Origin of the sequence: Frigoribacterium sp. Leaf8 (genome assembly GCF_001421165.1) — a bacterium.
Taxonomy (GTDB): domain Bacteria; phylum Actinomycetota; class Actinomycetes; order Actinomycetales; family Microbacteriaceae; genus Frigoribacterium.
Window position 1 is genome coordinate 497,262 of record NZ_LMKB01000006.1, and the last position, 25,925, is coordinate 523,186.

23 protein-coding genes, 1 tRNA gene and 1 pseudogene are annotated in these 25,925 nt (G+C 70.6%); 10 read left to right on the forward strand and 15 right to left on the reverse strand.

Annotation, left to right across the window (positions count from 1 at the left end; all coding sequences use genetic code 11):
* Positions 1 to 39: 39 nt before the first annotated feature.
* Both ASL10_RS13825 and ASL10_RS13830 read left to right on the forward strand, forming a co-directional pair.
* A complete protein-coding gene (locus ASL10_RS13825; protein WP_056048945.1) occupies positions 40 to 1,146 on the forward strand; it encodes a hypothetical protein in 1,107 nt (368 codons plus the stop codon).
* Entirely contained in the window at positions 1,143 to 2,405 is a 1,263-nt protein-coding gene (locus ASL10_RS13830; protein WP_056048949.1) for a kynureninase, read from the forward strand. Before ASL10_RS13825 ends, ASL10_RS13830 begins: the two co-directional genes overlap by 4 nt.
* Positions 2,406 to 2,483: 78 nt before the next feature.
* Here the strand turns inward: ASL10_RS13830 and nrdF are convergent, their stop codons facing one another.
* The 4 genes and pseudogenes from nrdF to nrdH form a co-directional block, all read right to left on the reverse strand.
* Complete coding sequence (gene nrdF / locus ASL10_RS13835; protein WP_056048952.1) at positions 2,484 to 3,485, reverse strand: class 1b ribonucleoside-diphosphate reductase subunit beta; 1,002 nt, start codon at positions 3,483 to 3,485, stop codon at positions 2,484 to 2,486.
* 66 nt (positions 3,486 to 3,551) lie between these two features.
* Positions 3,552 to 5,652, reverse strand: a pseudogene (gene nrdE, locus ASL10_RS13840) (class 1b ribonucleoside-diphosphate reductase subunit alpha); the annotation flags it as partial.
* Between the two features lie 32 nt (positions 5,653 to 5,684).
* On the reverse strand, positions 5,685 to 6,104 hold the full coding sequence (gene nrdI / locus ASL10_RS13845) for a class Ib ribonucleoside-diphosphate reductase assembly flavoprotein NrdI (RefSeq protein ID WP_056048957.1): 420 nt from the start codon (positions 6,102 to 6,104) through the stop codon (positions 5,685 to 5,687).
* 78 nt (positions 6,105 to 6,182) lie between these two features.
* A complete protein-coding gene (gene nrdH / locus ASL10_RS13850; protein ID WP_043596549.1) occupies positions 6,183 to 6,416 on the reverse strand; it encodes a glutaredoxin-like protein NrdH in 234 nt (77 codons plus the stop codon).
* A 329-nt stretch (positions 6,417 to 6,745) separates the two neighbouring features.
* Here nrdH and ASL10_RS13855 point away from each other — a divergent pair, with 329 nt between their 5' ends.
* The 3 genes from ASL10_RS13855 (at position 6,746) to ASL10_RS13865 (ending at position 9,545) form a co-directional block, all read left to right on the forward strand.
* Positions 6,746 to 7,954 (forward strand): MFS transporter, encoded by a 1,209-nt coding sequence (locus ASL10_RS13855; RefSeq protein ID WP_056048960.1) that lies wholly within the window; start codon positions 6,746 to 6,748, stop codon positions 7,952 to 7,954.
* Positions 7,955 to 8,060: 106 nt separating this feature from the next.
* Positions 8,061 to 8,891, forward strand: a complete 831-nt coding sequence (locus tag ASL10_RS13860; RefSeq protein ID WP_056048963.1) for an aldo/keto reductase — start codon at positions 8,061 to 8,063, stop codon at positions 8,889 to 8,891.
* Positions 8,892 to 9,011: 120 nt separating this feature from the next.
* Entirely contained in the window at positions 9,012 to 9,545 is a 534-nt protein-coding gene (locus ASL10_RS13865) for a ribonuclease H (RefSeq protein ID WP_056048966.1), read from the forward strand.
* A gap of 123 nt (positions 9,546 to 9,668) precedes the next feature.
* On the opposite strand, the gene ASL10_RS13870 is transcribed toward ASL10_RS13865, so the two are convergent.
* Together ASL10_RS13870 and ASL10_RS13875 are read right to left on the reverse strand one after the other, a co-directional pair.
* A complete protein-coding gene (locus ASL10_RS13870; RefSeq protein ID WP_043596555.1) occupies positions 9,669 to 10,430 on the reverse strand; it encodes an SDR family NAD(P)-dependent oxidoreductase in 762 nt (253 codons plus the stop codon).
* A gap of 69 nt (positions 10,431 to 10,499) precedes the next feature.
* The gene (locus ASL10_RS13875) at positions 10,500 to 13,070 is read right to left on the reverse strand and encodes an RNA helicase (RefSeq protein WP_082460602.1); all 2,571 of its coding nucleotides are present in this window, start codon (positions 13,068 to 13,070) and stop codon (positions 10,500 to 10,502) included.
* A 497-nt stretch (positions 13,071 to 13,567) separates the two neighbouring features.
* Between ASL10_RS13875 and ASL10_RS13880 the strand changes: the two genes are divergently transcribed.
* Positions 13,568 to 14,065: a flavin reductase family protein gene (locus ASL10_RS13880; protein ID WP_056048968.1), complete on the forward strand. Its 498-nt coding sequence runs from the start codon at positions 13,568 to 13,570 to the stop codon at positions 14,063 to 14,065.
* A 21-nt stretch (positions 14,066 to 14,086) separates the two neighbouring features.
* Here the strand turns inward: ASL10_RS13880 and ASL10_RS13885 are convergent, their stop codons facing one another.
* A complete protein-coding gene (locus ASL10_RS13885; protein WP_056048970.1) occupies positions 14,087 to 14,269 on the reverse strand; it encodes a hypothetical protein in 183 nt (60 codons plus the stop codon).
* Between the two features lie 236 nt (positions 14,270 to 14,505).
* Here ASL10_RS13885 and ASL10_RS13890 point away from each other — a divergent pair, with 236 nt between their 5' ends.
* On the forward strand, positions 14,506 to 15,408 hold the full coding sequence (locus ASL10_RS13890) for an NAD(P)-dependent oxidoreductase (protein WP_056048973.1): 903 nt from the start codon (positions 14,506 to 14,508) through the stop codon (positions 15,406 to 15,408).
* Between the two features lie 78 nt (positions 15,409 to 15,486).
* Here the strand turns inward: ASL10_RS13890 and ASL10_RS13895 are convergent, their stop codons facing one another.
* Positions 15,487 to 17,985, reverse strand: coding sequence for a beta-glucosidase (locus ASL10_RS13895; protein WP_082460603.1), 2,499 nt, complete (start codon positions 17,983 to 17,985; stop codon positions 15,487 to 15,489).
* A 77-nt stretch (positions 17,986 to 18,062) separates the two neighbouring features.
* On the opposite strand from ASL10_RS13895, the gene ASL10_RS13900 reads away from it, so the two are divergent.
* Entirely contained in the window at positions 18,063 to 18,653 is a 591-nt protein-coding gene (locus ASL10_RS13900; protein WP_200922612.1) for a TetR/AcrR family transcriptional regulator, read from the forward strand.
* 60 nt (positions 18,654 to 18,713) lie between these two features.
* Here ASL10_RS13900 and ASL10_RS13905 read toward each other — a convergent pair whose 3' ends face one another.
* The 7 genes from ASL10_RS13905 to galU form a co-directional block, all read right to left on the reverse strand.
* The gene (locus ASL10_RS13905) at positions 18,714 to 20,312 is read right to left on the reverse strand and encodes a methyltransferase (RefSeq protein ID WP_056048976.1); all 1,599 of its coding nucleotides are present in this window, start codon (positions 20,310 to 20,312) and stop codon (positions 18,714 to 18,716) included.
* A 111-nt stretch (positions 20,313 to 20,423) separates the two neighbouring features.
* Positions 20,424 to 21,035: a DUF4190 domain-containing protein gene (locus ASL10_RS13910; protein ID WP_056048978.1), complete on the reverse strand. Its 612-nt coding sequence runs from the start codon at positions 21,033 to 21,035 to the stop codon at positions 20,424 to 20,426.
* A gap of 523 nt (positions 21,036 to 21,558) precedes the next feature.
* Positions 21,559 to 21,762: a hypothetical protein gene (locus ASL10_RS13915; RefSeq protein ID WP_056048981.1), complete on the reverse strand. Its 204-nt coding sequence runs from the start codon at positions 21,760 to 21,762 to the stop codon at positions 21,559 to 21,561.
* 126 nt (positions 21,763 to 21,888) lie between these two features.
* A tRNA-Ala gene (locus tag ASL10_RS13920) sits at positions 21,889 to 21,964 on the reverse strand.
* Positions 21,965 to 22,031: 67 nt separating this feature from the next.
* The gene (locus ASL10_RS13925; RefSeq protein WP_056048984.1) at positions 22,032 to 23,084 is read right to left on the reverse strand and encodes a hypothetical protein; all 1,053 of its coding nucleotides are present in this window, start codon (positions 23,082 to 23,084) and stop codon (positions 22,032 to 22,034) included.
* Positions 23,085 to 23,198: 114 nt separating this feature from the next.
* Positions 23,199 to 23,846 (reverse strand): GNAT family N-acetyltransferase, encoded by a 648-nt coding sequence (locus tag ASL10_RS13930; RefSeq protein ID WP_056048986.1) that lies wholly within the window; start codon positions 23,844 to 23,846, stop codon positions 23,199 to 23,201.
* Positions 23,847 to 23,862: 16 nt separating this feature from the next.
* Positions 23,863 to 24,777, reverse strand: a complete 915-nt coding sequence (galU, locus tag ASL10_RS13935; RefSeq protein ID WP_369794403.1) for a UTP--glucose-1-phosphate uridylyltransferase GalU — start codon at positions 24,775 to 24,777, stop codon at positions 23,863 to 23,865.
* A 48-nt stretch (positions 24,778 to 24,825) separates the two neighbouring features.
* On the opposite strand from galU, the gene ASL10_RS13940 reads away from it, so the two are divergent.
* Together ASL10_RS13940 and ASL10_RS15685 are read left to right on the forward strand one after the other, a co-directional pair.
* Positions 24,826 to 25,404 carry a 5-formyltetrahydrofolate cyclo-ligase gene (locus tag ASL10_RS13940; protein WP_056048994.1) on the forward strand — a complete coding sequence of 193 codons (579 nt, stop codon included), beginning with the start codon at positions 24,826 to 24,828 and terminating at the stop codon, positions 25,402 to 25,404.
* A 26-nt stretch (positions 25,405 to 25,430) separates the two neighbouring features.
* Positions 25,431 to 25,847: an FmdB family zinc ribbon protein gene (locus ASL10_RS15685; protein WP_082460604.1), complete on the forward strand. Its 417-nt coding sequence runs from the start codon at positions 25,431 to 25,433 to the stop codon at positions 25,845 to 25,847.
* Positions 25,848 to 25,925: the final 78 nt, after the last annotated feature.

Sequence of the window (25,925 nt, forward strand, 5' to 3'; positions counted from 1 at the left end):
CTGCAGGGCACGGGCAGCACGCACGAATAGGGTCGGGTCATGGACCAGGAGGCGCGGCTCGTCACGGTCGACCACGCCTGGTCGGGCCGGTGGTCCGGTCGCAGCCTGTTGCGCCTCGACGCCCACGGCGTGGTCTTCGCCGGATCGGCCGACGCGCACGACGCCGACACCCTGGCCGGCGCCGAGCTGCCCCACGTGCCGGGCACCGTGCTCGCCCCCTTCACCGACTCGCACGTCCACCTCGGCCTGATCGACGCCACGCAGCTGCCCGTCGGCGGCATCTCGCGGGTCGTCGACCTCGGGTGGGACCCGACGGTCGCCTCCGGCTGGCTCGGCCGGTCGGGTCGCGACGGCTGGCCCGAGGTGGCGATCGCCGGCGGGTTGATCACGGCGCCGGGCGGGTACCCGAGCCGGGCGGGCTGGGCGCCGCCCCGCGCCTCCCTCCCGGTCGGCGGCCTCCGCGCCTCGACCCGGCTGCGCCGCGCGGCCCGGCTCGTCGAGCAGCAGCACGCCCTCGGCGCCTCGATCGTCAAGGTCGCCCTGAACTCCGACGTCGGCCCCGTCCTCGACGACGCGATGCTGGCCGCCGTCGTCGACGCCGCACACGGGCTCGACCTGCCCGTGGTCGCCCACGTCCAGGGCGTCGGCCAGGCGGCACGCGCGGCCGACGCCGGGGTCGACCGGCTCGCCCACACGCCCTTCAGCGAACGGCTCGACGACGACCTCATCGCCCGGCTGGCCGCGTCCACGACGTGGGTGAGCACGCTCGACATCCATGGCTACGGTCTCGGTGGGGTCGCGCACGAGACAGCCGTCGACAACCTGTCGCGGTTCCGTGCCGCCGGGGGCCGGGTGCTCTACGGCACCGACCTCGGCAACGGCGACCTTCCGCTCGGGGTGAACGAACGCGAGCTGCGCGCGATGGGTCGGGCCGGCTTCGGGCTGGCCGGCCTGCTCGACGCCCTCGCCCCCGACGTCGCCGGGCCCACCGGCGGTGCGCGCCTGCCGTTCACCCGCGTGACCTGGATCGCCGACGCGCCCCGCGCCTCCGCGGCCTCCGACGAACGGGCCGCCTGGCTCGCCCGCGCGACCGCACTGACCGCCGACGAGCTGCTCGCCGTCGCCCTCGAGGAGAAGACCCGATGACCGATCCGCTCGCCTACCCCGTCGACGCCACCGACCCCGACGAGCAGGCCTCGGCGCATCCCGCCGGCCCGCTCGACGCCACCGACCCGCTGGCGTCGTACGTCGACCGGTTCGTACCGGCCGTCGACGTGGTGTCGTACCTCGACGGCAACTCGCTCGGGCGGCCCGTGACCGCCACGCTGTCGCGGCTGTCCGAATTCGTCGAGGGCGCCTGGGGCACGCGGTTGATCCGCTCGTGGGACGAACGCTGGATGGCCCTGCCGACCGAGCTCGGCGACCGCATCGCGGCGGCCTGCCTCGGTGCCGCCCCGGGCCAGACGGTCGTGGCCGACTCGACGACCGTGCTGCTCTACAAGGCGATCCGCGCGGGCCTGCGGGCCCGGCCCGACCGCCACGAGATCGTCATCGACGACGACCAGTTCCCGACCGACCGCTTCGTCGTCGAGGGCATCGCCCGCGAGCACGGGGCCACGATCCGCTGGATCGCCGTCGACAAGGCGACCGGCGTGACCGTGTCGCAGGTGCGCGACGTCGTCGGGCCCGACACCGCACTGCTGCTGGTGAACCACGTGTCGTATCGATCGGGCTGGCTGGTCGACCTGCCCGCGATCACGACGCTCGTGCACGAGGCGGGCGGTCTCGTGCTGGCCGACCTCTGCCACAGCGTCGGCGTCGTGCCGATGCAGCTCGACGAGTGGGGCGTCGACCTCGCCGTCGGCTGCACCTACAAGTACCTGAACGGTGGGCCGGGAGCCCCCGCGTTCGTCTACGCCCGCGCCTCGCTGCTGCCCGAGCTCGACCAGCCGATCCAGGGGTGGATGGGCGCCGCCGACGTGTTCGCCATGGCCGACGGGTACCAGCCGGCGACCGGCATCCGGCGGTTCATCAGCGGCACTCCCCCGGTGATGGGCATGCTCGCGATGCACGACATGCTCGACCTGATCGACGAGGCCGGCATCGATGCCATCCGGTCGAAGTCGCTCGCCCTGACCGACTACGCCTTCGACCTCGTCGACGCCTGGCTCGTGCCGCTCGGGGTGACCGTCGCGACGCCTCGCGAACCGGACCGCCGCGGCAGCCACGTCACGATCACGCACGACTCGTTCCGGTCGATCGTGGCGCGGCTCTGGGAGGCCGGTGTCGTCCCTGACTTCCGCAACCCCGACGCGCTGCGCATCGGACTGTCGCCGCTCAGCACCTCGTTCGCCGAGGTGCGGATCGGCATCGCCGCGATTCGTGCGGCGCTGCTCGCCGACTGAGGCCGAGCGAGGTCGGACCGGACGCAGAACAGGCGCCGCCCGGGATGGGCGACGCCTGTTGCGTGGTGCGGGGGTGGGTTAGAAGTCCCAGTCCTCGTCTTCGGTGTTGACGGCCTTGCCGATGACGTACGACGAACCCGACCCCGAGAAGAAGTCGTGGTTCTCGTCGGCGTTCGGCGAGAGCGCGGACAGGATCGCCGGGTTCACGTCGGTCGTCTCTTTGGGGAACATCGGCTCGTAGCCGAGGTTCATCAGCGCCTTGTTGGCGTTGTAGTGCAGGAACTTCTTGACGTCTTCGCTGAGGCCGACGCCGTCGTAGAGGTCTTGCGTGTACTGGATCTCGTTCTCGTAGAGCTCGAAGAGCAGGTTGAACGTGTAGTCCTTGATCTCTTGCTTGCGCTCGTCCGAGGCGCCTTCGAGACCCTTCTGGAACTTGTAGCCGATGTAGTACCCGTGCACGGCCTCGTCGCGGATGATGAGGCGGATGAGGTCGGCCGTGTTGGTCAGCTTGGCGCGCGACGACCAGTACATCGGCAGGTAGAAGCCGCTGTAGAACAGGAACGACTCGAGCAGCGTCGAGGCGACCTTGCGCTTCAGCGGGTCGTCGCCCGTGTAGTAGTCGAGGACGATCTGGGCCTTCTTCTGCAGGTTGACGTTCTCGGTCGACCAGCGGAAGGCGTCGTCGATCTCGGGGGTCGACGCGAGGGTCGAGAAGATCGACGAGTAGCTCTTGGCGTGCACCGACTCCATGAACGCGATGTTCGTGTAGACGGCTTCTTCGTGCGGGGTGATCGCGTCGGGGATCAGGCTGATCGCGCCGACGGTGCCCTGGATGGTGTCGAGCAGCGTCAGGCCGGTGAAGACCCGCATCGTCATCTGCTGCTCTTCGGGCGTGAGGGTGTTCCACGACTGGACGTCGTTCGACAGCGGGATCTTCTCGGGCAGCCAGAAGTTGTTGACCAGCCGGTTCCAGACCTCGACGTCCTTGTCGTCGTGGATGCGGTTCCAGTTGATCGCACTGACCGACGAGATCAGCGGGACCGACTTGCCGGTGGCGTGGACCGGATCGGTGAGGGTCATGACGTGCCTTTCAGGAGCAGGAATGTGAGTTCAGGAGGCGCGGGCCGGTCGTCGAGACCGGCCCGNGCATGCAGCTGACGCAGCCATCGACCTCGGTGCCCTCGAGCGCGAGCTGGCGGAGACGGATGTAGTAGATCGTCTTGATGCCCTTGCGCCATGCGTAGATCTGCGCCTTGTTGATGTCGCGCGTGCTCGCCGTGTCTTTGAAGAACAGCGTGAGCGACAGGCCCTGGTCGACGTGCTGCGTCGCCGCGGCGTAGGTGTCGATGATCTTCTCGGGCCCGATCTCGTAGGCGTCGGTGTAGTACTCGAGGTTGTCGTTCGTCATGAACGGCGCCGGGTAGTACACGCGACCGAGCTTGCCCTCTTTGCGGATCTCGATCTTCGACGCGATCGGGTGGATCGACGACGTCGAGTGGTTGATGTACGAGATCGACCCGGTCGGCGGCACGGCCTGGAGGTTCTGGTTGTAGATGCCGTGCTGCATGATGCTGGCCTTGAGCGCGAGCCAGTCGTCCTGCGTGGGGATCGCGACGCCGGCGTCGGCGAACAGTGCCGCCGCCCGCTCGGTCTCGGGCTTCCACTCGGTCTCGGTGTACTTGTCGAAGAAGGTGCCCGACGCGTAGGTCGAGTCCTCGAAGCCGCCGAAGGTGACGCCACGCTCGATCGCGATGGTGTTCGAGGCGCGCAGGGCGTGGAACAGCACCGTGTAGAAGTAGATGTTCGTGAAGTCGATCGCCTCGGGCGTGCCGTAGTGCACCCGCTCGCGGGCGAGGTAGCCGTGCAGGTTCATCTGGCCGAGGCCGATGGCGTGCGACTGGTCGTTGCCGACCTCGATCGAGCGGACCGACGTGATGTGGCTCATGTCGCTGACGGCGCTGAGGCCACGGATCGCGGTCTCGACGGTCTTGCCGAGGTCGGGGGCGTCCATCGACAGGGCGATGTTCATCGAGCCGAGGTTGCAGCTGATGTCCTTGCCGATCTCGTTGTACGAGAGGTCTTCGTTGAAGGTCGTCGGCGTGTTGACCTGCAGGATCTCGGAGCACAGGTTCGACATGTTGATGCGACCCTTGATCGGGTTCGCCTTGTTGACCGTGTCCTCGAACACGATGTAGGGGTAGCCCGACTCGAACTGGATCTCGGCGATCGTCTGGAAGAAGTCGCGCGCCTTGATCTTGGTCTTCTTGATGCGCGAGTCGGCGACCATCTCGCGGTACTTCTCGCTGATCGCGACGTCGCCGAAGGGGACACCGTAGACCTTCTCGACGTCGTACGGCGAGAAGAGGTACATGTCTTCGTTGTTCTTGGCGAGCTCGAACGTGATGTCGGGCACGACGACGCCGAGGGACAGCGTCTTGATGCGGATCTTCTCGTCGGCGTTCTCACGCTTGGTGTCGAGGAAGCGCATGATGTCGGGGTGGTGTGCGCTGAGGTACACCGCACCGGCACCCTGGCGGGCACCGAGCTGGTTCGCGTAGCTGAAGCTGTCTTCGAGCAGCTTCATGACGGGGATGATGCCCGACGACTGGTTCTCGATCTGCTTGATCGGGGCGCCGGCCTCGCGGATGTTCGAGAGCGACAGGGCGACTCCGCCACCGCGCTTCGACAGCTGCAGCGACGAGTTGATGCCGCGCGAGATGGACTCCATGTTGTCTTCGATGCGCAGCAGGAAGCAGCTGACGAGCTCGCCGCGCTGGGCCTTCGCCGTGTTGAGGAAGGTCGGCGTGGCCGGCTGGAACCGGCCCGCGATGATCTCTTCGACGAGGTCGACGGCGAGCTTCTCGTCGCCCTGGGCCAGGCCGAGGGCGGTCATGACGACGCGGTCCTCGAAGCGCTCGAGGTAGCGCTTGCCGTCGAACGTCTTGAGCGTGTACGAGGTGTAGTACTTGAACGCGCCGAGGAAGGTCTGGAAGCGGAACTTCTTCGAGTACGCGAGGTCGTTCAGCTTCTCGATGAAGGCGAAGTCGTACTGCTCGATGGTGGCGAGCTCGTAGTACTCGTTCTCGACAAGGTAGTCGAGACGCTCACGCAGGTTGTGGAAGAAGACCGTGTTCTGGTTGACGTGCTGCAGGAAGTACTGCTTCGCCGCCTCGCGGTCCTTCTCGAACTGGATCTCGCCGGACGGACCGTAGAGGTTCAGCATCGCGTTCAGGGAGTGGTAGTCCATCCCCGAGCTGAGACCCTGCCCCGGGGCGGCGATCACTTCGAGGTCATCGACTGCTGCGTCCAAAATTCTTCCAATCCTGTGTGTACGGCTTGTACGTCGTCTGGTGTTCCGAAGACTTCGAAACGGTAGAGAAGGGGAACGTCGCACTTGGCGGCGACGATGTCACCGGCCAGGCAGTAGCCCTCTCCGAAGTTGGTGTTGCCCGCCGCGATCACGCCTCGGATGAGGCGCCGGTTGCCCTCGTCGTTGAGGAACCGGATGACCTGCTTCGGGACGGCGCCTCGTCCTTCGCCGCCACCGTAGGTCGGCAGGACGAGGACGTAGGGGTCACGGACGTGGAGCGGCGGCTCGGACGGGAACAGCGGGATGCGCCGGGCCGGGAGACCGAGCTTCTTGACGAAGCGGTCGGTGTTGCCCGAGACGCTCGAGAAGTAGACGAGTTCGTTCGTCATGACGAGTCCTCGCCTCCGACGTGGTGTGGGCCCGAGCCCCGGGTCATCCGACTGGTGGGGCGCTGTGCGCCGGGTCGACTAGTCGACCTTGGCGGCCAGCGCGGCGATCTTGTCGGGGCGGAAACCGCTCCAGTGGTCGTCGTCGGCGATGACCACGGGGGCCTGCATGTAGCCGAGGGCGCGGACCTTCTCGAGGGCGGCGTCGTCGGCCGTGACGTCGAGCACGTCGTACTCGATGCCCTTGTTGTCGAGGGCTCGGTAGGTGGCCGTGCACTGGACGCAGGACGGCTTGGTGTAGACGGTGATGGCCATGGGATCCCCTGTGTTCTGGCCGGCCCCTGAGGCCGGATCGGTGGTTCGTGAGCCTGCGGGTCGTGGTGCCCGTGGCGACTCCTCGATACTACATCTAGTGGCCCGGGGTTGCCCCCACAACTAGATGCGGTGTTACACGCCTGTAGTTCGTCTCGCAGAGTTGTCCACAGGGAACCGCACACGTTTTGCACAGAACGAGGGCGGTTCTCCCCGGTTCTGCGCCGTTCTCCACATGTTCGTCCCCACCACCGACACTCGTCGACGGATGTCCCCAGTTCGGGACCACGGCGTGTCGCGGACCGCGGACCCACTCGTAGACTTGTCCCCTCGTGAGCACCTATTCGACCCTGCTGAAGACGCCCGGCGTCTCGCGCATCATCGCGGCCCAGCTGACCGCGCGCTTCCCGTTCGGCATGCTGTCGCTCGCGTTCCTGCTGCACGTCGAGCACGTCCACCACTCGTACGCCGCGGCCGGTCTCGTCCTCGCGGCGACGAGCATCGGTCAGGCGATCTCGGGGCCGCTCACCAGCCGGTGGATGGGCCGCTGGGCGATGCGCCCCGTGCTCACCCTGACCCTGGTGGTCTGCCTCATCACGATGGTCACCTTCACCCTGTACGACTTCTCGGTGCCGGTGTTCATGGCGCTCGGCTTCGTGACGGGCCTCAGCGTGCCTCCCGTCCAGCCGGCCGTCCGCACCATCTACCCGAAGATGGTCACCTCGAACCAGCTCACCCCCCTCTTCTCCCTCGACGCGTCCGCGCAAGAGATCATCTGGGTCGCCGGTCCGGTCATCACGACCTTCGTCGGCACGCAGGTCGGCACGCGAGAGGCGATCTGGCTCGCGGCCGCGTTCCTGGTCGGCGGCGGCATCTGGTTCATCGCCTCGCCCGAGGTCGGACGCGTCCGCATCCCCCGCAGCAAGCGGGCCTTCGGCAAGGTGCTGGCCCGGCCGACCGTGCTGCTCGCGACCGTCGCCGGGTTCCTGCTCATCGGCGCCTGCGCCGCGGTCGAGGCCGGCGTCGTCGCGCTCTTCGGCGAGGGGAGCGCCGACTCGGGCATCGCCCTGGCGATCTTCGCCGCGGGGTCGCTGGTCGGCGGTCTCGCCCTCGGGCACGTCCCGGTCGGCCCGTGGGCGCTCGCCCGCCGCATCGCCATCGTGTTCGTGGGCATGACCCTCGCGATCTTCGCGACGGGCCTCTGGCCGATCAGCATCACGCTGCTGATCGCGGGCGTCGGCATCGCACCCGCCCTGGCCGTGATGTTCGCGATCGTCTCGTCGAGCGTGAAGTTCAGCGACACGGCCGAGGCCTACGGCTGGGCCGGCACCGGCCAGCTGATCGGCTCGGCCCTGGGTTCGGCCATCGCCGGCTTCGCGATCGACCACGTCGGCGGCCAGGGCGGGCTCATCGTCGCCGCCTGCTTCGCCTTCGTCGGCATGATCGTCGGGGCCGCGTTCCACAAGGCGCTGCCCGACCTCCGCGGCCGTGACGCCAGCCCCCTGCCCGACACCGAACCGGTGCCGGTCCAGACGAGCTGACCCGCGCCTCCTCGTCCATCGGTCGACGGGCCCGGCGCGCACCGTTCACCGGACGGTCGCCCGGTGCGTGCGACACGCGTCGGTCGGTCGCTGGCAGAGTTGGGGCATGCCCTCCATCGACGTGCCCCAGATCACCCTCAACGACGGCCGCACGATCCCCCAGCTCGGCCTCGGCGTCTACAAGGTCGCCGACGACGAGGCCGAGCGGGTCGTCGAGACCGCCCTCGCCGAGGGGTACCGCCACCTCGACACGGCCGAGTTCTACGCCAACGAGCGGGGCGTGGGCCGGGCCCTGCGGGCCTCGGGCGTGCCGCGCGACGAGGTGTTCCTCACGACCAAGGTCTGGAACACCGCGCACGGCTACGACGAGACGCTCCGCTCGTTCGACGAGAGCCTGACGAAGCTCGGCACCGACCACGTCGACCTCTACCTCATCCACTGGCCGGCTCCGCGGCAGGACAAGTACGTCGAGACCTACCGCGCGCTCGAGACGATCCGGGCCGAGGGCCGCGCGCTCTCGATCGGCGTGAGCAACTTCCAGATCGCGCACCTCGAGCGCCTGATGGCCGAGACCGACGTCGTGCCGGCCATCAACCAGGTCGAGGCGCACCCGTGGTTGCAGCAACGCGAGCTGCGCGACTTCGACGCCACCCACGGCATCGTCACCGAGGCGTGGTCGCCGCTGGCGCGAGGGCGCATCCTGGACAACGCCGCCCTGGTGCGCATCGGTGCGAAGCACGGGGTCACCCCGGCCCAGGTGACGATCCGCTGGCACCTGCAGCAGGGCCTCGTCGTGATCCCGAAGTCGGTCACTCCGTCGCGCATCCGCGCCAACCTCGACGTCTTCGGCTTCGAGCTCGACGCCGGCGACCTCGCCGCCGTCGCGGGCATCGAGACGGGCGAGCGCACCGGGTCGCACCCCGACCACAACGGCTGACACGGGCGGGCGCCACCCCACCGGGCGATCGCTGACACCCCGCAGGAGGCGCGGGTCCGGTCGGTCGCGCCCGGCACGTTACCGTGGACCGGCAACCCGTCGACGCAAGGAGCACCCCGCATGACCATCACCGCCGCAGCAGACGGATCGGCCCTCGGCAACCCCGGTCCCGCCGGATGGGCCTGGTACGTCGACGACGAGCGGTGGGCGGCCGGCGGCTGGCCGCGTGCCACCAACAACCAGGGCGAGCTCACCGCCGTGCTCGAGCTGCTGCGCGCCACGGCCGGAACCGACGACGACCTGCACATCCTGTGCGACAGCCAGTACACGATCAAGGCCTGCACCGAGTGGATGCCCGGCTGGAAGCGCAAGGGCTGGCGGAAGGCCGACGGCAAGCCCGTGCTCAACGTCGAGATCCTCAAGGAGCTCGATGCCGCCCTGGCCGGGCGGAAGGTGCGCTTCGAGTGGGTCCGCGGCCACGTCGGCCACGAGATGAACGAGGCGGCCGACGTGCGGGCCCGGGGCGCGGCCACGGCGTTCCAGAACCGCACCGACGTGCCGTCCGGGCCCGGCTGGCCGGGGGCACCGGTCGCCACGACCGACCCGATCGCGGCGCCGGCGACCCCGCCCGCGCCTCCGGCGACGCTCTTCTGACGCGCCCCACCCGCACCGCACCGCACCGCACCGCGAATCGGGCACCGCACCTGATCTAGACGCGGTGCCGTGCACGAGTCGCGGTGCCGCACCGCGCAAGGCAAGCAGCGCCGCGCCGCGCGGCTACATCGAGGGGTGCGTGCTCGACAGCCCGCCGTCGACGACGAACTGGGCGCCGGTCGAGAAGGCCGAGTCGTCGCTCGCGAGGTGCAGGGCGAGCCCGGCGACCTCGTCGGGCTTGGCGAGTCGACCCCGCGGGCTCATGGCGCGGAACGCGTCGAGCACCTGCGGCTGGGCCTCGACCTGACGGCGGAACAGGGCGGTGTCGGTCGGGCCGGGGTGGAGCGAGTTGATGCGGATGTTCCAGCCCTCCTGGGCGGCGTGTGCGGCACTCGACCGGGTGAGCCCGACCAGCGCGTGCTTGCTCGCCGTGTAGGCCGCGTCGTCACCGAAGCCGAGGAAGGACGTCGCCGGAGCCAGGTTGATGATCGACCCGCCCTCGCCGTCGGGGTTCGCGCGCATCTGTTCGATGGCGAAGCGCGTGCCGAGCATGACGCCGGTGACGTTGACCGCGAAGACGCGGTTCCAGCTCTCGAGCTGGGTGACGTCGATCGACTGACCCGAGACGATGCCGGCGTTGTTGACCAGCACGTCGAGTCGGCCGTAGTGCTCGGCGATGCGGTCCATGACGCGCTTCCAGTCGCCGCCGTTGGCGACGTCGTGCTGCACGAACTCGGCCCCCGTCTCGGCGGCCACGGCCGCCCCGTCGACGATGTCGGTCGCGACGACCCGGGCCCCCTCGTCGGCGAACCGGCGGACGATCGCCTCGCCGATGCCCGAGGCTGCCCCGGTGACGATGGCGACTTTGCCGGACAGACGAGACATGGCGACCTCTTCGTGGTGGAACGCGGGTGGAGCTGGTCGGCTGCCGGGGTGGGGCGCGACCCTACGAGATTACCCCTCGACGGGTGACGGTCGGCTCCGCTCGGAGGCCGGCCCGACGGCCGTGACGGTCACGACGGCCTCGCCTCGCTCGTCGCTCGAGGCGAGGTCGACCACGGCCGAGATGCCGAAGTCGTGGTCGCCCTCGGGGTCGGCGAGGATCTGCCGCACCCGCCACACCGTGGGCAGTTGCTCGACCTGGAGCATCTGTGGGCCCCGGGCCGCGGCGTCCGTGCCGATGGAGTCGTACTCGTCGTAGTACCGGTCGAGGGCCTCGCCCCAGCGGTCGGCGTCCCAGCCCGAGCCCGCGTCGAGGGCCCCGAGGGCGTCCGCGTCGTCGCGGGCGGCGAGTTCGACGCGACGGAACAGCTCGTTGCGCACCATGATCCGGAAGGCCCGGGCGTTGGCGGTGAGGTTGCGGAGCGTCGGGGGCACGATCTCGTCGTGGGCCTCGAGCTCGCTCGGGTTCACCATCTCTTCCCACTCGTCGAGCAGGCTGGAGTCGACCTGCCGGACGAGTTCGCCGAGCCACTCGATGACGTCGACCAGCTCGTCGGTCTTCGCCTCGTCCGGCACCGTCTGCCGCAACGCGCGGAAGGCGTCGGACAGGTAGCGCAGCACGAGCCCCTCGGAGCGGGCCAACCCGTAGAAGGCCACGAAGTCGCCGAACGTCATGGCGCGCTCGTACAGGTCGCGCACGACCGACTTGGGGCTGAGCGCGAAGTCGCCGATCCAGGGCTGCGAGGCCGCGTACGTCTCGAACAGGGCGGTCAACAACTCGTCGAGCGGCTTGGGCCAGGTGACCTCCTCGAGGAGTTCCATGCGCTGGTCGTACTCGATGCCCTCGGACTTCATCGCGGCCACGGCCTCGCCGCGGGCCTTGAACTGCTGCTGCGACAGGATCGGCCGGGGGTCGTCGAGGGTCGCCTCGACCACGGACACCATGTCGAGGGCGTAGGTGGGCGACTCGACGTCGAGCACCTCGAAGGTCGCCAGGGCGAAGGGCGACAATGGCTGGTTGAGGGCGAAGTTGGCCTGCAGGTCGACGGTCAGGCGGATGGTCGGAGCGCCTCCGTCGGGCGAGGCCTCTTGTACGACGACCTCGGCGGTGCGCAGCGTGCGGTAGATCGAGATGGCCTGCCGGGCCATGGCGTACTGCTTGGCGAGGGGCTCGTGGTTGTCGAAGACCAGCGAGCGCACGTTGGCGAAGACGTCGCCGCCGCGCCCGATGACGTTGAGCAGCATGGCGTGGGTGACCTGCATGTGCGAGGTCAGGGCCTCCGGCTCGGCGGCGATGAGCTTGGTGAAGCTGGGTTCGCCCCAGGACACGAAGCCGTCGGGCGCCTTCTTGCGGACGATCTTGCGCTTCTTCTTCGGGTCGTCGCCCGCCCGCTCGATCTGCTTGAGGTTGTCGATCTCGTGCTCGGGCGCCTGGAGCGTGACCGTGCCCGAGGTGTCGTAGCCCGCGCGACCGGCCCGCCCGGCGATCTGGTGGAACTCTCGCGCGCTGACCTGGCGCATGCGGGTGCCGTCGAACTTGGTCAGCGCCGTCAGCAACACCGTGCGGATCGGCACGTTGATGCCGACGCCGAGCGTGTCCGTGCCGCAGATGACCCGCAGCAGGCCGCGTTGCGCCAGTTGCTCGACGAGGCGACGGTACTTGGGCAGCATGCCCGCGTGGTGCACCCCGATGCCCGAGCGCACCAGGCGGTTGAGGGTCTTGCCGAACCCGGTGCTGAACCGGAAACCGCCGATCAGTTCGGCGATCTCGTCGCGCTGCTCGCGGCTGGCGACCTTGATGCTCGACAGCGCCTGCGCCCGCTCGAGCGCCGCGGCCTGGGAGAAGTGCACGACGTAGACGGGCGCCTCGCCGGTCGAGAGCAGTTCTTCGACCGTCTCCTGCACGGGCGTCTGCGCGTAGAAGTAGTGCAGCGGCACGGGACGCTCGACGCCCGTGACCCGAGCCACGGGCCGACCGGTGCGCCGTGCGAGGTCGTCGGTGATGCGGGTGACGTCACCCAGCGTCGCCGACATCAGCAGGAACTGCGCACGCGGCAGCAGCAACAGCGGCACCTGCCAGGCCCAGCCGCGAGACTGGTCGCCGTAGAAGTGGAACTCGTCCATCACGACCTGGTCGACGGCGGCGTCGGCCCCGTGCCGCAGGGCCAGGTTCGCGAGGATCTCGGCCGTGCAGCAGATGATCGGCGCGTCGGAGTTCACCGACGAGTCGCCGGTCACCATGCCGACGTTCTCGGGCCCGAAGAGCTCGACCAACGCGAAGAACTTCTCGCTGACCAGGGCCTTGATCGGGGCCGTGTAGTACGACCGCCCGCCCTGGCTCAGGGCGACGAAGTGGGCGCCGGCCGCGACGAGCGACTTGCCCGTGCCGGTCGGCGTGCTGAGGATCACCGACGCGCCTCCGACGAGCTCCATCATCGCTTCGTCCTGGGCCGGGTAGAGGGGCAGCCCCCGCGACTCGGCCCACTCGGCGAAGGCCGTGTACGCCGCGTCGGCGTCGTACGAGTCGGCGCCCGGCGTCGAGGGGAGCAGGGCGGCGAGGGGGGCGACGGGAGCGGGCGACATGATGAGTCAACCCTGCACCATCCACCGGTCCGACGGCGACGACCACGGACGGGTCGTCCGGCCGCGGGAGCGCGACGACGCTCCCGCGGCCGGTCCCCCGCCTCGTGCCCTGAACCTCCGCGAGGTGAGGGGGCCTCAAGTAAAGCACGAGGAGGCGCGACTCGCGACCCCGAGGACGCCCGGTCCGCGACGACCGCCGGGACGAGAAGAGGGCACGCTCCGGTCGACGAGCGGAGCTCGGACCAGGGCGTGCCCACCGGACCCACGGCCGAGGACCTCACGAAGTCGGATCAGGAGACCACGCTGCGTTCGTCGGCCGCTTGACGGGAACGGGCGCCCCGGTAACCAGCCGGTGAGCGCACTACACCGTACCTCGGACGATGCCCGAGGTGGTGGGTGACTTCCAGGTGATTGGAACACCTCGTAATCCGGATGAAACACCGGACGGCTAACGTCGCGATGAACCAACTGGTTCACATCTCTCGACGGGAGCCCCGATGACCCGCACCACGTCGCTCGACCCGGTCGAACGCTCGGCGTTCGCCGCCTTCCCGAGCGGGGTCGCCGCGCTCGCCGCCACCGGGGTCGACGGCCCGGACGGCATGGTCGTCTCGAGCTTCACGGTCGGGGCCTCGTTCGACCCGCCGATGGTGACGTTCTCCGCGCGTCAGGACTCGGCGACCTGGGCCCGCCTGCGCACGGCGCCGCGCCTCGGCGTCTCGGTGCTCGCCGCCGACCAGGGCCTGCTCTGCCGTCAGCTCTCGTCGCGCACGCGGGCCGCCCGGTTCGCCGGCGTCGACCACGTCGTCACCGACGACGGGGCCGTCCTGGTGTCGGGCACCCCGCTGCGGCTCGAGTGCGTGGTGCACCGCGAGGTGCCCGCCGGCGACCACGTCGTGGTCATCCTGCAGGTGCTCGGCGCCCGGGTCGACGACACGGCGGCGCCGCTCGTCTACCACGGCACCGCCTTCCACTCGCTGCAGCCGATCGGCTGACGCGTCGACCGGCCCGACGGCTCAGGCGACGCGTCCCGGGCCGCCGAGGAGCCCGTCGACCTGGTCGACGGCGCCTTCGACGGCGGCCTCGTCGGCCGGGGACTCGCCGTTCAGCTCGACCTCCTCGGGGCTGTCGCCGTGCACGGCCGCCGGGTCGGTGCGCTCGTCGGCGTCGTGGTTCGCGGGGTTCGTGGGCGTGCTCATGAGGGCCTCTCTCGGGGGCCGACGGTCGACCCCGGTCAGGCCGAAGCTACCCGGCACGTCCGACACGGCTCCCAGCGGATGCGGACCCCCACCGCGCCTCCCGGGCGTCGGGACGGAGTCGGCCCGACCACCCGCGTCCGACCACGGAGGCCCGCCGGCTAGTAGAAACGACGGAGGCGCGGAGCCCGATCCGCGCACCCCCAGACCCGCCGGGCGTCCGGCAGAAAGGGCCGACGATGTCGTCTCCCCGCACCCCCACCACCCGAGTCGCCGTCACCGGCGGCAGCGGCAAGCTCGGCCGCGCCGTCGTCCGCGACCTCGCCGACCACGGCTACGAGGTCGTCCTGCTCGACCGCGTCCCCAGCCCCGACCCCGTCGACGGCGTCGTCTTCGTCAAGGTCGACCTGACCGACTACGGCCAGGTCGCCCAGGCGCTCACGAGCGTGGACGACCGGTACGACCACATCGACGCCGTCGTGCACCTCGGCGCCATCCCGGCCCCCGGCCTGGTGCCGAACGCCGCCCTCTTCACGAACAACGTGACGTCGAGCTACAACGTGTTCGCGGCCGCCCGTGCCGCGAAGATCCGCAACGTCGTCTGGGCCTCGAGCGAGACCCTGCTCGGCATCCCGTTCGACATCGATCCGCCGTACCTGCCGCTCGACGAGGAGTACGCCGTGCGCCCCGAGTCGTCGTACTCGCTGGGCAAGGCCGTCGAGGAGGAGATGGCGCGGCACTTCACGCGGTGGGACCGTCAGCTCAAGCTGATCGGCCTGCGCTTCTCGAACGTGATGGACGACGGCGACTACTCGGAGTACCCCTTCGACGAGACCCCCGAGAAGCGCACCTTCAACCTGTTCTCGTACATCGACGCCCGCGACGGCGCCCAGGCCGTGCGCAAGGCGCTCGAGAGCGACCTCGTCGGCTTCGAGGCGTTCATCATCGCGGCGTCCGACACCGTGATGAACACGCCGACGGCCGTGCTCGCCGAGCAGTACTGGCCGCAGGTCGAGAAGCGCCGGGCGGTCGAGGGCGTCGAGCCGCTGCTCAGCAGCGACAAGGCCCGCGACCTGCTCGGCTTCGTACCCGAGTACTCGTGGCGCGAGTGGGGCGAGCGCACGGGCAACCACCGCGGCTGACGCCCGCTCCGCGCACCGACGACCCGCGCCTCCTGATTCGACGGACCAGGAGGCGCGGGTCGCGTCACGCGGCGCGCCTCACCCCTCGAGCACGACCGTCGCCTCGAGCGGCAGCTCGGCGACGGACGACCCGACGTGCACCGTGAAGGCGCCCGGCTCGTGGGCCCAGGACCCGTCGCGCCAGTCGGCGAACGCCCGGGCCGGGACGGTCACCTCGACACGGCTCGTCCCCCCGACCGGCACCACGACGGGCGCGAACCCGACGAGCCACCGCACCGGACGGTCGACCACGGAGTCGGGGCGCGAGGCGTAGACCTGGACCACGTGCTTGCCCTCGCGGGCGCCGGTGTTGGTGACGTCGACGGCCACCTGCACCGCGCCTCCTGCGCTCACCGTCGAGGTCACGTCGAGGCCCGAGAGCGACCAGGTCGTGTAGCCGAGGCCGTGCCCGAACGGGTAGGCCGGGGTCGTGCCGGCCTTCAGCCAGGCGCGGTAGCCGACGTGGATGCCCTCGTCGTAGACGACCTCGCCGTCGACGGGGGTGACGTCGATCACGGGCACGTCCGCCTGCGTGGCGGGCCACGTCGTGGGCAGGCGGCCGCCGGGCTCGACGGCACCGGTGAGGACGTCGCCGAGCGCGTGGCCGTACTCCTGACCACCGAACCAGGTGAGGAACAGGGCGTCGACCTCGTCACGCCACGGCATCGTGACCGGCGACCCCGCGTTGACGACCACGACGGTCGTCGCGGCGGCCGCCGCCACGCGCGAGACGAGCTCGTCCTGGCGGCCGGGCAGGTCGAGCGAGGTGCGGTCGAAGCCCTCGGACTCGACCTTGCCGTTCGTGCCCACCACGACGATCGTCAGGTCGGCGGCCGCCGCGGCCGCGACGGCCTCGTCGATCAGCCCGGACGGGTCGGCGTCGTCGGGCTCGATGCCGAAGGTGTAGCTCAGGGCTCCGCCGAGTGCGCTCGCCCCGATGGTGTGGTCGATGACGACGTCGATCGGTCGCCCCTCGACGACCGCCACGGCCGCCGACTGCGACGGCGGTGCGAGGAACGCCGCGCCGAGGTCGTCGCCGACGGCCTCGCTCGTGCCGTCGAGCACGACCTCGCCGTCGACGCGGATGACCGAGTGGCCGACCGAGGCCACGCCGAGCAGGATCTCGCCCGTGACCTCCGGCGTGTAGCGGGTCGAGAATCGCACCGTGTCGCTGCGCTCGATGGGGGCGTCGCCACCGAACCAGACGAGCGCGGTGGCCCGACGGTCCTCCGAGAACAGCTCGTCGTCGCCCGAGCGGAACGACACACGGACGCCGGGTTCGCCCGTCTCGGGATTGGTGATGCGGTCGAGGGGCAGCTCGGCCACGCCCTCTTGCACGACGGCGCCGACCGAGTAGGTCAGGGTGGCGCCCGGGAAGGCCTGCTCGATGCCCTCGACGGGCGTGACGACCTTCTCGGGCAGCACGGTGGCGCTGCCACCGCCCTGGGTCCGCGCGAACCGCGCGTTGTGGCCGACGACGGCGACGGACCGGACGGTCGCGGGGTCGACCGGCACCGCGCCTCCCCGGTCGTGGGCCAGGACGGTGCCGGCGGCCGCGGCCTCGCGGACGAAGGCGATGCCGTCCTCGACCGTGGTCGGCGTCGCGGCGACCGGCTCGAAGCCGTCGAGGGCTCCGACGCGGGCGGCGAGCTGCAACAGGCGCAGCACCTTGCGGTCGATCGAGGCCTCCGGCACCTCTCCCGCCCGCACGGCGGCGACGAGGGCGTCGCCCCAGGGGCCGTCCGGGCCGGGCATCACGAGGTCTTGCGAGTGCTTCGCGCTCTCGACGCTCCGCACGCCGGTCCAGTCGCTGACCACGACGCCGTCGAAGCCCCACTCGCTGTTCAGCGGCGTCTCGAGCAGCTCGTTCTCGGTCGCGGTCACGCCGTTGATCGAGTTGTACGACGACATGACCAGCCAGGCGTGCGCCTCGGTGACGGCCTTCTCGAACGCCAGCAGGTAGAGCTCGCGCAGGGCCCGGTCGCTCACCACGGTGCTCGCGGTGAAGCGGTCCGTCTCGTAGTCGTTGGCGACGTAGTGCTTGGGGGTCGCGCCGACGCCGTTGTCCTGCACGCCGTGGACGTACGCGGCGGCGAGCTCGGCGGTGAGCACCGGGTCCTCGCTGAACGCCTCGAAGTGCCGACCGCCGAGGGGTGACCGGTGCAGGTTGATGGTCGGGCCGAGCACGACGTCGACGCCCTTGCGGCGGGCCTCGACGGCGGCCGCGGCACCGTAACGACGGGCCAGGTCGGGGTCCCAGGACGACGACAACGAGGAGGCGCTGGGCAGGTTCAGGGACGGCGAGCGTTCGTCCCACACCTCGCCGCGCACCCCGCTGGGGCCGTCGCTGACCAGGATGCGCCGCAGGCCGATCTTCTCGTTCGGGTGGGTCGTCCAGAAGTCGCGGCCGGTGAGCAGCTGCACCTTCTCGTCGAGCGTGAGTCGCCCGAGCAACTCTGTCAGTCGGGCCTGGTCGTCCCGGGCCTGGTCGGCACGGATCTGGTCGTCGGCCGCGTCGCCGTCGTGGTGGAGGGTCATGACGTGACGCTACCAGCGAAAACCGAGCGACGGTGGGTTTCGGGCCCGAGCGCCGACGGTCGCGCTAGCCTGACCGCATGGCACAACGGGGTTCGTACGCGAAGGGTGTGGCCAAGCGCACGGAGATCCTCGACACGGCGCTCGAGGTGGTCTCCCGCAACGGCTTCCGCGGCACGTCGGTCCGGGAGCTCGCCGACTCGGTCGGCCTCAGCCAGGCCGGGCTGCTGCACTACTTCGACAGCAAGGACGAACTCTTCACGGCCATCCTGCGTCGACGCGACGAGGTCGACCTCGCGCTCGCCGACCCGCAGGCGGACATCGTCGAGCAGTTGATCACCGTCATCCGGCACAACGCCGACGTGCCCGGGCTGGTCCAGCTGTTCGCCAGCATGTCGACGGCTGCGACGAGCGATCCGAGCCATGCCGCCCACGCGTACTTCGTCGAGCGCTACGCGTCGATCCGCGCCCAGGTCGCCGAGGCGATCACCGCCCGACAGCGACGGGGCGAGGTGCCGGCGGGCGTCGACCCCACCCGCCTCGCGACCGTCCTGCTCGCGGTCAGCGACGGCATGCAGATCCAGTGGATGCTCGACCCCGCCACCGACATGGCCGAGCACGTCGAGCTCGTCTGGCGCCTCGCGCTGGCGACGGTGGGCACCCCCGCCTGACCCCGTCCGGCCGGCGCCCGGCACGTCTTCCGAGCCCGGGACGGGACACGCCCGTCCGGCTCAGGCCCGCAGCATGCCCGTCGTCACCAGTTCGCGGACCTGGGGCAGCAGTTCCGCCCTCAGAGCGGCCTCGTCGGCCCCGAGCAGCTGGGCCAGGGCACCGACGATCGCCCCGACGCTGAGCTCGCCGTCGCAGGCACCGACCAGGGCCGACAGGGCCGTGCCCGAGTCGACCGTTCGGGCGAAGCCGCCGCCCTGCCGCAACGAGATGACCGTGGGGTCGTCGTTGCCCGGCCAGTAGTGGCGCTCCTCGGTGACGTCGCCCGCGACGACCAGCCGACGCGCGGCCAGCTGCTCGTCGTCGAGGTCGCGCAGCAGGTCGACCGCGTCGAGCGTCCCGAGCAGGTGGGCACCGAGTCCCACGTCGTTCTGGCCGAGACCGCCGAGGAGGCGCTCCGTGCGCACCACGGGCAGGCTCGCGTCGCCTGCGGGCCGACGCACCGTCAGGTAGCCGAACCCGACCTCGACGACCCCCCGGGCCTCGAAGTCGCCGAGCCACGCCTCGTACAGGCGCTCGAAGTCGGCGGAACCGGGTCGGGTGCCGCCGTCGCGGATCCAGGTCTCGGAGTACGCGGTCGGGTCCTGCACCTCGCGCTCGACGACCCAGACGTCGACGGCCACGCCGCCCCGGGCCGCCCAGTCGGCGACCGAGTACGCGCCCTTCTTGCCGGCGACCGCACCCGCGCCTCCGGACTCCCAGTTGCCCAGCAGCTGCGCGATGCCGCCCGGCGCGAGGTGGCGCCCGAGGCCCTCGACGACCGAGGCGACGAGGTCGTCGCCGACCATGCCGCCGTCGCGGTACTCGTACTCGGGCACGCCCTCGGCACGCGGCGTGATGACGAAGGGCGGATTCGACACGATGTGGTCGAAGGTCTCCCCGGCGACGGGCTCGAACAGGCTGCCCAGCCTCAGCTCGATGCCGTCGACCAGGTTGAGCGCGGCGTTGAACGCGGCGTAGTCGAGGGCGCGCTGCGAGATGTCGGTGGCCACGACGTGCCGCGCGTGCCGGGCCGCGTGCAGCGCCTGGATGCCACAGCCGGTGCCGAGGTCGAGCGCCCGGTCGACCTGGCGCGAGATCATCAGGCCGGCGAGCGTCGCCGAGGCTCCCCCGACGCCGAGCACGTGGTCCTCTCGCAGCGCCCCCTCGACGACGAGCTCGCCGAGGTCGGAGGCGATCCACCAGCTCGCCTCGCCCGAGGCGTCGACGAAGGCGTACGGACGGAGGTCGACGAGCGCACGGACCGAGTCGCCCTCCCTCGCCACGAGCCCGAGGGCGACCGCGCCCTCGGCGCCCAGGGTCGGCAGGGCGCCGGCCACCGCCTCGACGGCCTGCGGGTAGCCGAGCACGAAGAGCGACGCGAGGGTGGCGGCCGGACGCACGGACTCGTCGCGAGCCGAGCTGCGGGCGAGGGCACGACGGGCCGCGACCCGCTCGCCGCGGAAGAGTGCGGCCCCGGCGTGCGAGCCCCACGCGTCGGCACCCTGCAGCCGCTCGACCGTGAACCCGGACGACGCCAGGTCGGCCCTCAGCCGCGCGAGCAGCTCGGGATCGGTCGAGAGGTGGGGCGTCGGGGCATCGGTCGGGGTCGTCGGAGGCACCCGACCATCATGGTGCAGGAGGCGCGACACCGGTCGCCCCGGACGCCACGGAGCCCCCGTCGCGGACGACGGGGGCTCCGCCCGACACGGGGCCGGTGGACGCGGAACGGCTCAGCTGGTGAACACCACGTCGTCGTAGTCGAACGACGGGGACATCTGGAAGACGATCTGGTCGGCGTCGGCCACCGAGAACACGATGCGGTACGAGATGGACTGGCCGGCCGGGACGACCGTCGTGGGCGAGCTCTCGATGTCGGAGTCGTAGACCTTGCTGGCCTCGACGCCGCCCGAGGTGGCCGTCTCGTAGGGCATCGGGTCGAAGTTGGCGTCGGTGCCGTTCTCGATCGTCACGGTGAAGACCACGGAAGCCGCCTGGTCGGCGCCGCTCGAGTACTCGCCGGGCGTGTACGCCTCAGGGGCCGAGACGGTCAGGGCGATGCCGTCGTCGTAGGTGAAGGTGTCGCCGAAGGCGTTGTTCTCGGCCGAGGCGTCGCCGTCGGCCGTCCCGGTGTCACCCGAGTCGATCGAGCCGCTCGTGGGCAGGGACTCGTTGATGGCCTGGACGGAGGCGAGCCCGACGATGACACCGAAGATCACGACGGCGATGCCGATCAGGACGCCAAGCCCCGACACGATCGTGCCGATCAGGGCGAGCATGCGCGCACCCTTCTTCTTCACGAGCGCGATGATGCCGAGCACGAGGCCGACGATCGCGGGGATCACGCCGAACCCGACGAACGACAGCAGCAGTCCGACGCCGCCGACGACGATCGAGGCGATGCCCAGGCCGTTGCCGCCCTGCGGCGACTGCGGGGCCTGACCGTAGGCGGGAGCGCCGGTCGGGGCGCCAGCGTAGGGCTGCTGCTGGCCGCCGTAGGGCTGCTGCGGCTGCCCGCCGTAGGGCTGCTGCGAGCGGTCGCCCTGCGGCTGCCCGCCGTAGGGCTGCTGCGGGGCTCCGTAGGCGGGCTGGGGAGCACTCGGCGGGGGCGTCGTGCCGTAGGCCGGCTGCGGGGGCCGGGGTGCCGACGGCGGAGGCGTCTGGTCGCCGCGTCCGTTCTCGTCGCGAGGGTCACGGGGCTCGTCGGACGAGCCTTAGGGCGGCTGCGGAGTGCTCATCAGGCAAGCATGTCGTGATCTCGACGTCCCCGAGGGTCGAACAGGCTGCGCGACCGGTTTTCGTTACCGATCTGTCGTAATTGATTCACCCTCCGCAACCTCTCGGCGGTCATGCGCCGAATCGGGGTGGTCAGGCCGGCAGCACCGAGATCTCGAACTCGCCGTACATGTGGGCGGCGTCGCGCAGGTGGCGCAGCGCCTCCTCGGCCTCGGATCGGGAGTGGTACGGCCCCCGGGCCGGCGCGCCGGGCAGGGCGCGGGCGTACGAGTACTGCAGGTACCAGACCGGGTGGTCGTGTTCGTCGTGCTGCACGATGCTGACTGCGAGTGACATGCCCGGATGCTACGACCGCCCTCGGCCCGCCGCACCCGCTCACAGCGGATCCATCAGGTCGCTCGGGCCGACGACGGCGGCGCCGGCATGAGGAAGGCCCGGGTCGTGATCGACCCGGGCCTGATGTGGTGGAGCTAAGGGGATTCGAACCCCTGACCTTCTCATTGCGAACGAGACGCGCTACCAACTGCGCCATAGCCCCAGAAACTGCTCTGCCACGATAGCACCTCGTCGACACCCGGATGAACCCGGGCCGGACGCTCCACGGGTCAGACGGCGCGGCGACGCTGCAGGGCCTCGTCGAGCGAGAAGTCCGACTGCGGCAGGTCGTCGATGATGCCCATGCGGGCGAAGCGACTCGGGGGGCGAGGGGGCGCCACCGGCTCGACCCGCGCCTCCTCGGCGGGGACGGCGGGAGCCGCGACGGGTGCAGGAGGCGCGGTGCGGGCCACCGACGCCCGTCGCGTCGACTGCAGCGCGGCCTCGGCCCGCGCGGCCTCGCGCAGGGCGTCGTGTTGGGCCGACCGGAGGGACTCGACCGAGCGACGGGAGTCCCGCTGCAGCTCGGCCGCCGCGGCGTCGGCCGCCGCGGCGTCCACCGACGCGTCGGGGACGGGGCGCTGGCGGCCGCGCCGCAGGTAGAGGGGCTTCGGGACGGGCACGGGGGTCCACAGGCGCGACTCGGCCGAGGCCTGCTCGTCGCGGATGACGACGCCGTCCCCCATGACGCCGGAGAAGTCCTTGAGCGGCTGCGCGACGGGGGCGACGACCGCCCGGCGGGCGCGCGCCCGCGACACGGCGGCGAGCTGGGTCAGCATCGCGACCGCGCCGGCACCGAAGACGAGGCCGGCGACGACGAGCACCCACGACGACGTCAGGCCCGCGGCGACGCCGCCGACGACGGCGACGACGCTGACGGCGAGCACCACGGTCGAGACCAGGCGTGAGCGCCGGAGCCGACGGGCGGCGAGGGCCGGGTCGCGGTCGGCGGCACGCAACACGGGGGCGGCCGCGGCGAGCTCACGGGTGACGGCACGCTGCCGCGCCGCCTCGTGCGCACGCCTCAGGGCCTCGCGCCGCGCCTCCTCGTGTCGCAGGATCTTCTGCGCGTCGGCGACCGAGCGGGCGTTCGCCTCGATGCGCACCTCGTCGGGGACCTCGGCCGTCTGGGCGAGGATGCGCAGGGTCTGCTGCAGCCGCACGGCGTTGCGTTCGGTCGCGAGGTACTCGCGTCGGCGCTGCCAGGTGGGCACGAGGTAGACGAGCCAGAGCGCGGCGACGAGAGCGAGGACGACGCCTCCACCCCACGACTCGATGTTCATGGTGACCAAGGTATGAGCGGGCGGGCCCCGGAGGCCGCTGATCGACAGGTGTGTCCGCGTGTCGCGGCACGGATGTGCCTCGCGACCCGACGAGCGCCCCCGGGGGCGGAGTCGCTAGAGCGGCAGCGCGCGCCCGGCCTCGGCGAGGGCGTCGGCGGGCACGCTGCCCTGCCCGACCGGCACGGTGCCCGTGGTCCAGCGACGCAGGACGCCTTCGGGGACCTCTTCGGCGACCAGCGCGAAGCAGAAGTGGTCGCGCCACGAACCGTTGATGTGGATGTACCGCCGCCGCAGACCCTCGTAACGGAAGCCCAGCTTCTCGACGACGCGCAGGCTGGGGGCGTTCTCGGGCCGGATGCAGATCTCCATGCGGTGGAGCCCCAGTGCCCGGAAGCAGTGGTCGGTCGCGAGTGCCACCGCGATCGGCGTCGCGTTGTGGCCCGCCGCGGCCTGGGTCACCCAGTAGCCGATGGTGGCCGAGCCGAGCGAGCCGTAGGCGATGCCCGAGACGTTCAGCTGGCCGACGAACCGGCCGTCGAGCTCGATCGCGAACGGCAGACCGAGCCCCGCCCGGGCGTTGGTCTGCAACGAGCGGATGCTGCCGCGCACGTCGTGGCTGGTGAAGCCGTTCGGGTTGGTGGCCTCCCACTGCCGCAGCCACGACCGGTTCTCCATCAGGGCCTGGTCGAGGTCGCGGGTGTCACGGAGACGGAGGGGGCGGATGGTCACCGCCCCCTCCGTCAGCGTGGGGATGTTCGTCACGGAACGAGTCGCCTGCTTACTTCTCGAGCCCGGCGGTGAACTCTTGCAGCCACGGGCGCAGCTCGCCACCGATGTCCTCGCGGTCGGACGCGAGCTGGACGATGGCCTTGATGTAGTCGAGCTTGTCGCCGGTGTCGTACCGACGGCCACGGAAGACGACGCCGTACACGCCGCCGGTCCACTCCTCGGCACCGGCCATCTTCATGAGGGCGTCGGTCAGCTGGATCTCGCCACCCTTGCCCGGCTCCTGCTTCTCGAGGACGTCGAAGACCTCGGGGCGGATGACGTAGCGGCCGATGATGGCCAGGTTCGAGGGCGACTCGCCCTGGGCCGGCTTCTCGACAAGGCCGGTGACCTTGACGACGTCGTCCTCGTCGGTCTTCTCGACCGTGGCGATGCCGTAGAGGTGGGTCTGCGAGGGGTCGACCTCGAGGAGGGCGATGACGGTGGCGTTCTTCTGCCCCTGCACCTCGACCATGCGCGTCAGCAGCGGGTCGCGTGCGTCGATGATGTCGTCACCGAGCAGCACGGCGAACGGCTCGCGACCGACGTGCATCTTGGCGCGGAGCACCGCGTGGCCGAGGCCGAGCGGGTCACCCTGGCGCACGTAGTGCATGTCGGCGAGGTCGGTCGACTGGTTGACCTTGGCGAGCTTGTCGTGGTCACCCTTCTTCTTCAGCGTCTCCTCGAGCTCGCTGACGTGGTCGAAGTGGTTCTCGAGCGCGTTCTTGTTGCGTCCCGTGATCATCAGCACGTCGGTGAGGCCGGCGTTGACGGCCTCCTCGACGACGTACTGGATCGCCGGCTTGTCGACGACCGGCAGCATCTCCTTCGGCATTGCTTTCGTGGCGGGCAGGAATCGTGTCCCCAGGCCCGCGGCGGGAATGACTGCTTTAGAAATCGTGAAGCCCATGCGGGTCAGCGTATCCATCCCCGACGTTTCGCGGAGGTTAATAGTCGGACGGTTAAGCTCGTCGTCATGACTGACGACGTCGGCAACGCCAAACGCGCCCTGCGAGCCGAGATCCGCCAGAAGCGTCGCACCCTGGGTGCGCACGAGAGGGACCAGGCCACCGAGGGCATCACGCGGCACCTCACCGACCTCGCGACGGGCCTGTCGGTGCGCTCGATCGCGGCCTACCTGTCGACCGATGTCGAGCCGAACACGCGTCCGTTCCTGAACTGGGCCTTCGCGAACGACGTCCGCGTGCTGTTCCCGATCACGCGGGCCGACGGCCTGCTCGACTGGGCGGTGGGTGACGGCGAGAGCGAGACCCGGGGCCTCTTCGACCTGCCCGAGCCCGTCGGCGAGGTGCTCAGCCCGATGGCGGTCAACGACGTCGACCTGATCGTCGTGCCCGCGGCGTCCATCGACCACGGCGGCATGCGCATGGGCTGGGGCCGGGGCTACTTCGACAAGACCCTCGGCTCGATGGAGCGTCGTCCGCCCGTCTATGCTGTGGTGTTCGACCCCGAGTACGTCGAGTCGGTGCCCCGAGAGCGGCACGACCAACCCGTCGACGGCGTCGTCACCCCCTCCGGCATCCACGAGTTCTAGACTCGCCTTCCTTCAGGAGCGCCTCCGTGCCCACCTACTCGTACCGCTGCACCGAGTGCGACAACGCCTTCGACATCGTCCAGTCGTTCACCGACGACACGCTGACGGTCTGCCCGGTCTGCCAGGGCAAGCTCCGCAAGGTGTTCAGCCCCGTCGGCGTGACCTTCAACGGGTCGGGCTTCTACCGCACCGACTCGCGTTCGAAGGGCACGTCGGGCTCGGGCTCGTCGGGCGGCTCCGGCGAGAAGGGATCGTCGTCCGGCTCGTCCGACAAGAGCTCAGGAGGCGCGAGCGGCTCGTCCTCGTCGGGCGCCTCGGGCAGCGGGTCGGGTTCGTCCTCGTCCGGCAGCGGCTCGTCGGGCTCCGGCTCGTCCGGCTCCGGCTCGTCGGGCTCGAGCTCGTCCGGTTCGAGCTCGTCGGGCGGCTCGTCCAGCTCGTCCTGACCGGCCGCGGCGACCGGCGGGGCCACCCGAGCGCGCCTCCGTGGTTTGCTTGACGTGGAGAATCTCATCTCGTCCGAT

What these genes read in the sequence shown, in the direction of transcription:
- ASL10_RS13825 (WP_056048945.1), top strand. Translation starts at nt 40, where the DNA reads ATGGACCAGGAGGCGCGGCTCGTCACGGTCGACCACGCCTGGTCGGGC.
- ASL10_RS13830 (WP_056048949.1), top strand. Translation starts at nt 1,143, where the DNA reads ATGACCGATCCGCTCGCCTACCCCGTCGACGCCACCGACCCCGACGAG.
- nrdF (WP_056048952.1), bottom strand. Translation starts at nt 3,485, where the DNA reads ATGACCCTCACCGATCCGGTCCACGCCACCGGCAAGTCGGTCCCGCTG.
- nrdI (WP_056048957.1), bottom strand. Translation starts at nt 6,104, where the DNA reads ATGACGAACGAACTCGTCTACTTCTCGAGCGTCTCGGGCAACACCGAC.
- nrdH (WP_043596549.1), bottom strand. Translation starts at nt 6,416, where the DNA reads ATGGCCATCACCGTCTACACCAAGCCGTCCTGCGTCCAGTGCACGGCC.
- ASL10_RS13860 (WP_056048963.1), top strand. Translation starts at nt 8,061, where the DNA reads ATGCCCTCCATCGACGTGCCCCAGATCACCCTCAACGACGGCCGCACG.
- ASL10_RS13865 (WP_056048966.1), top strand. Translation starts at nt 9,012, where the DNA reads ATGACCATCACCGCCGCAGCAGACGGATCGGCCCTCGGCAACCCCGGT.
- ASL10_RS13870 (WP_043596555.1), bottom strand. Translation starts at nt 10,430, where the DNA reads ATGTCTCGTCTGTCCGGCAAAGTCGCCATCGTCACCGGGGCAGCCTCG.
- ASL10_RS13875 (WP_082460602.1), bottom strand. Translation starts at nt 13,070, where the DNA reads ATGTCGCCCGCTCCCGTCGCCCCCCTCGCCGCCCTGCTCCCCTCGACG.
- ASL10_RS13880 (WP_056048968.1), top strand. Translation starts at nt 13,568, where the DNA reads ATGACCCGCACCACGTCGCTCGACCCGGTCGAACGCTCGGCGTTCGCC.
- ASL10_RS13885 (WP_056048970.1), bottom strand. Translation starts at nt 14,269, where the DNA reads ATGAGCACGCCCACGAACCCCGCGAACCACGACGCCGACGAGCGCACC.
- ASL10_RS13890 (WP_056048973.1), top strand. Translation starts at nt 14,506, where the DNA reads ATGTCGTCTCCCCGCACCCCCACCACCCGAGTCGCCGTCACCGGCGGC.
- ASL10_RS13895 (WP_082460603.1), bottom strand. Translation starts at nt 17,985, where the DNA reads ATGACCCTCCACCACGACGGCGACGCGGCCGACGACCAGATCCGTGCC.
- ASL10_RS13900 (WP_200922612.1), top strand. Translation starts at nt 18,063, where the DNA reads ATGGCACAACGGGGTTCGTACGCGAAGGGTGTGGCCAAGCGCACGGAG.
- ASL10_RS13915 (WP_056048981.1), bottom strand. Translation starts at nt 21,762, where the DNA reads ATGTCACTCGCAGTCAGCATCGTGCAGCACGACGAACACGACCACCCG.
- ASL10_RS13925 (WP_056048984.1), bottom strand. Translation starts at nt 23,084, where the DNA reads ATGAACATCGAGTCGTGGGGTGGAGGCGTCGTCCTCGCTCTCGTCGCC.
- galU (WP_369794403.1), bottom strand. Translation starts at nt 24,777, where the DNA reads ATGGATACGCTGACCCGCATGGGCTTCACGATTTCTAAAGCAGTCATT.
- ASL10_RS13940 (WP_056048994.1), top strand. Translation starts at nt 24,826, where the DNA reads ATGACTGACGACGTCGGCAACGCCAAACGCGCCCTGCGAGCCGAGATC.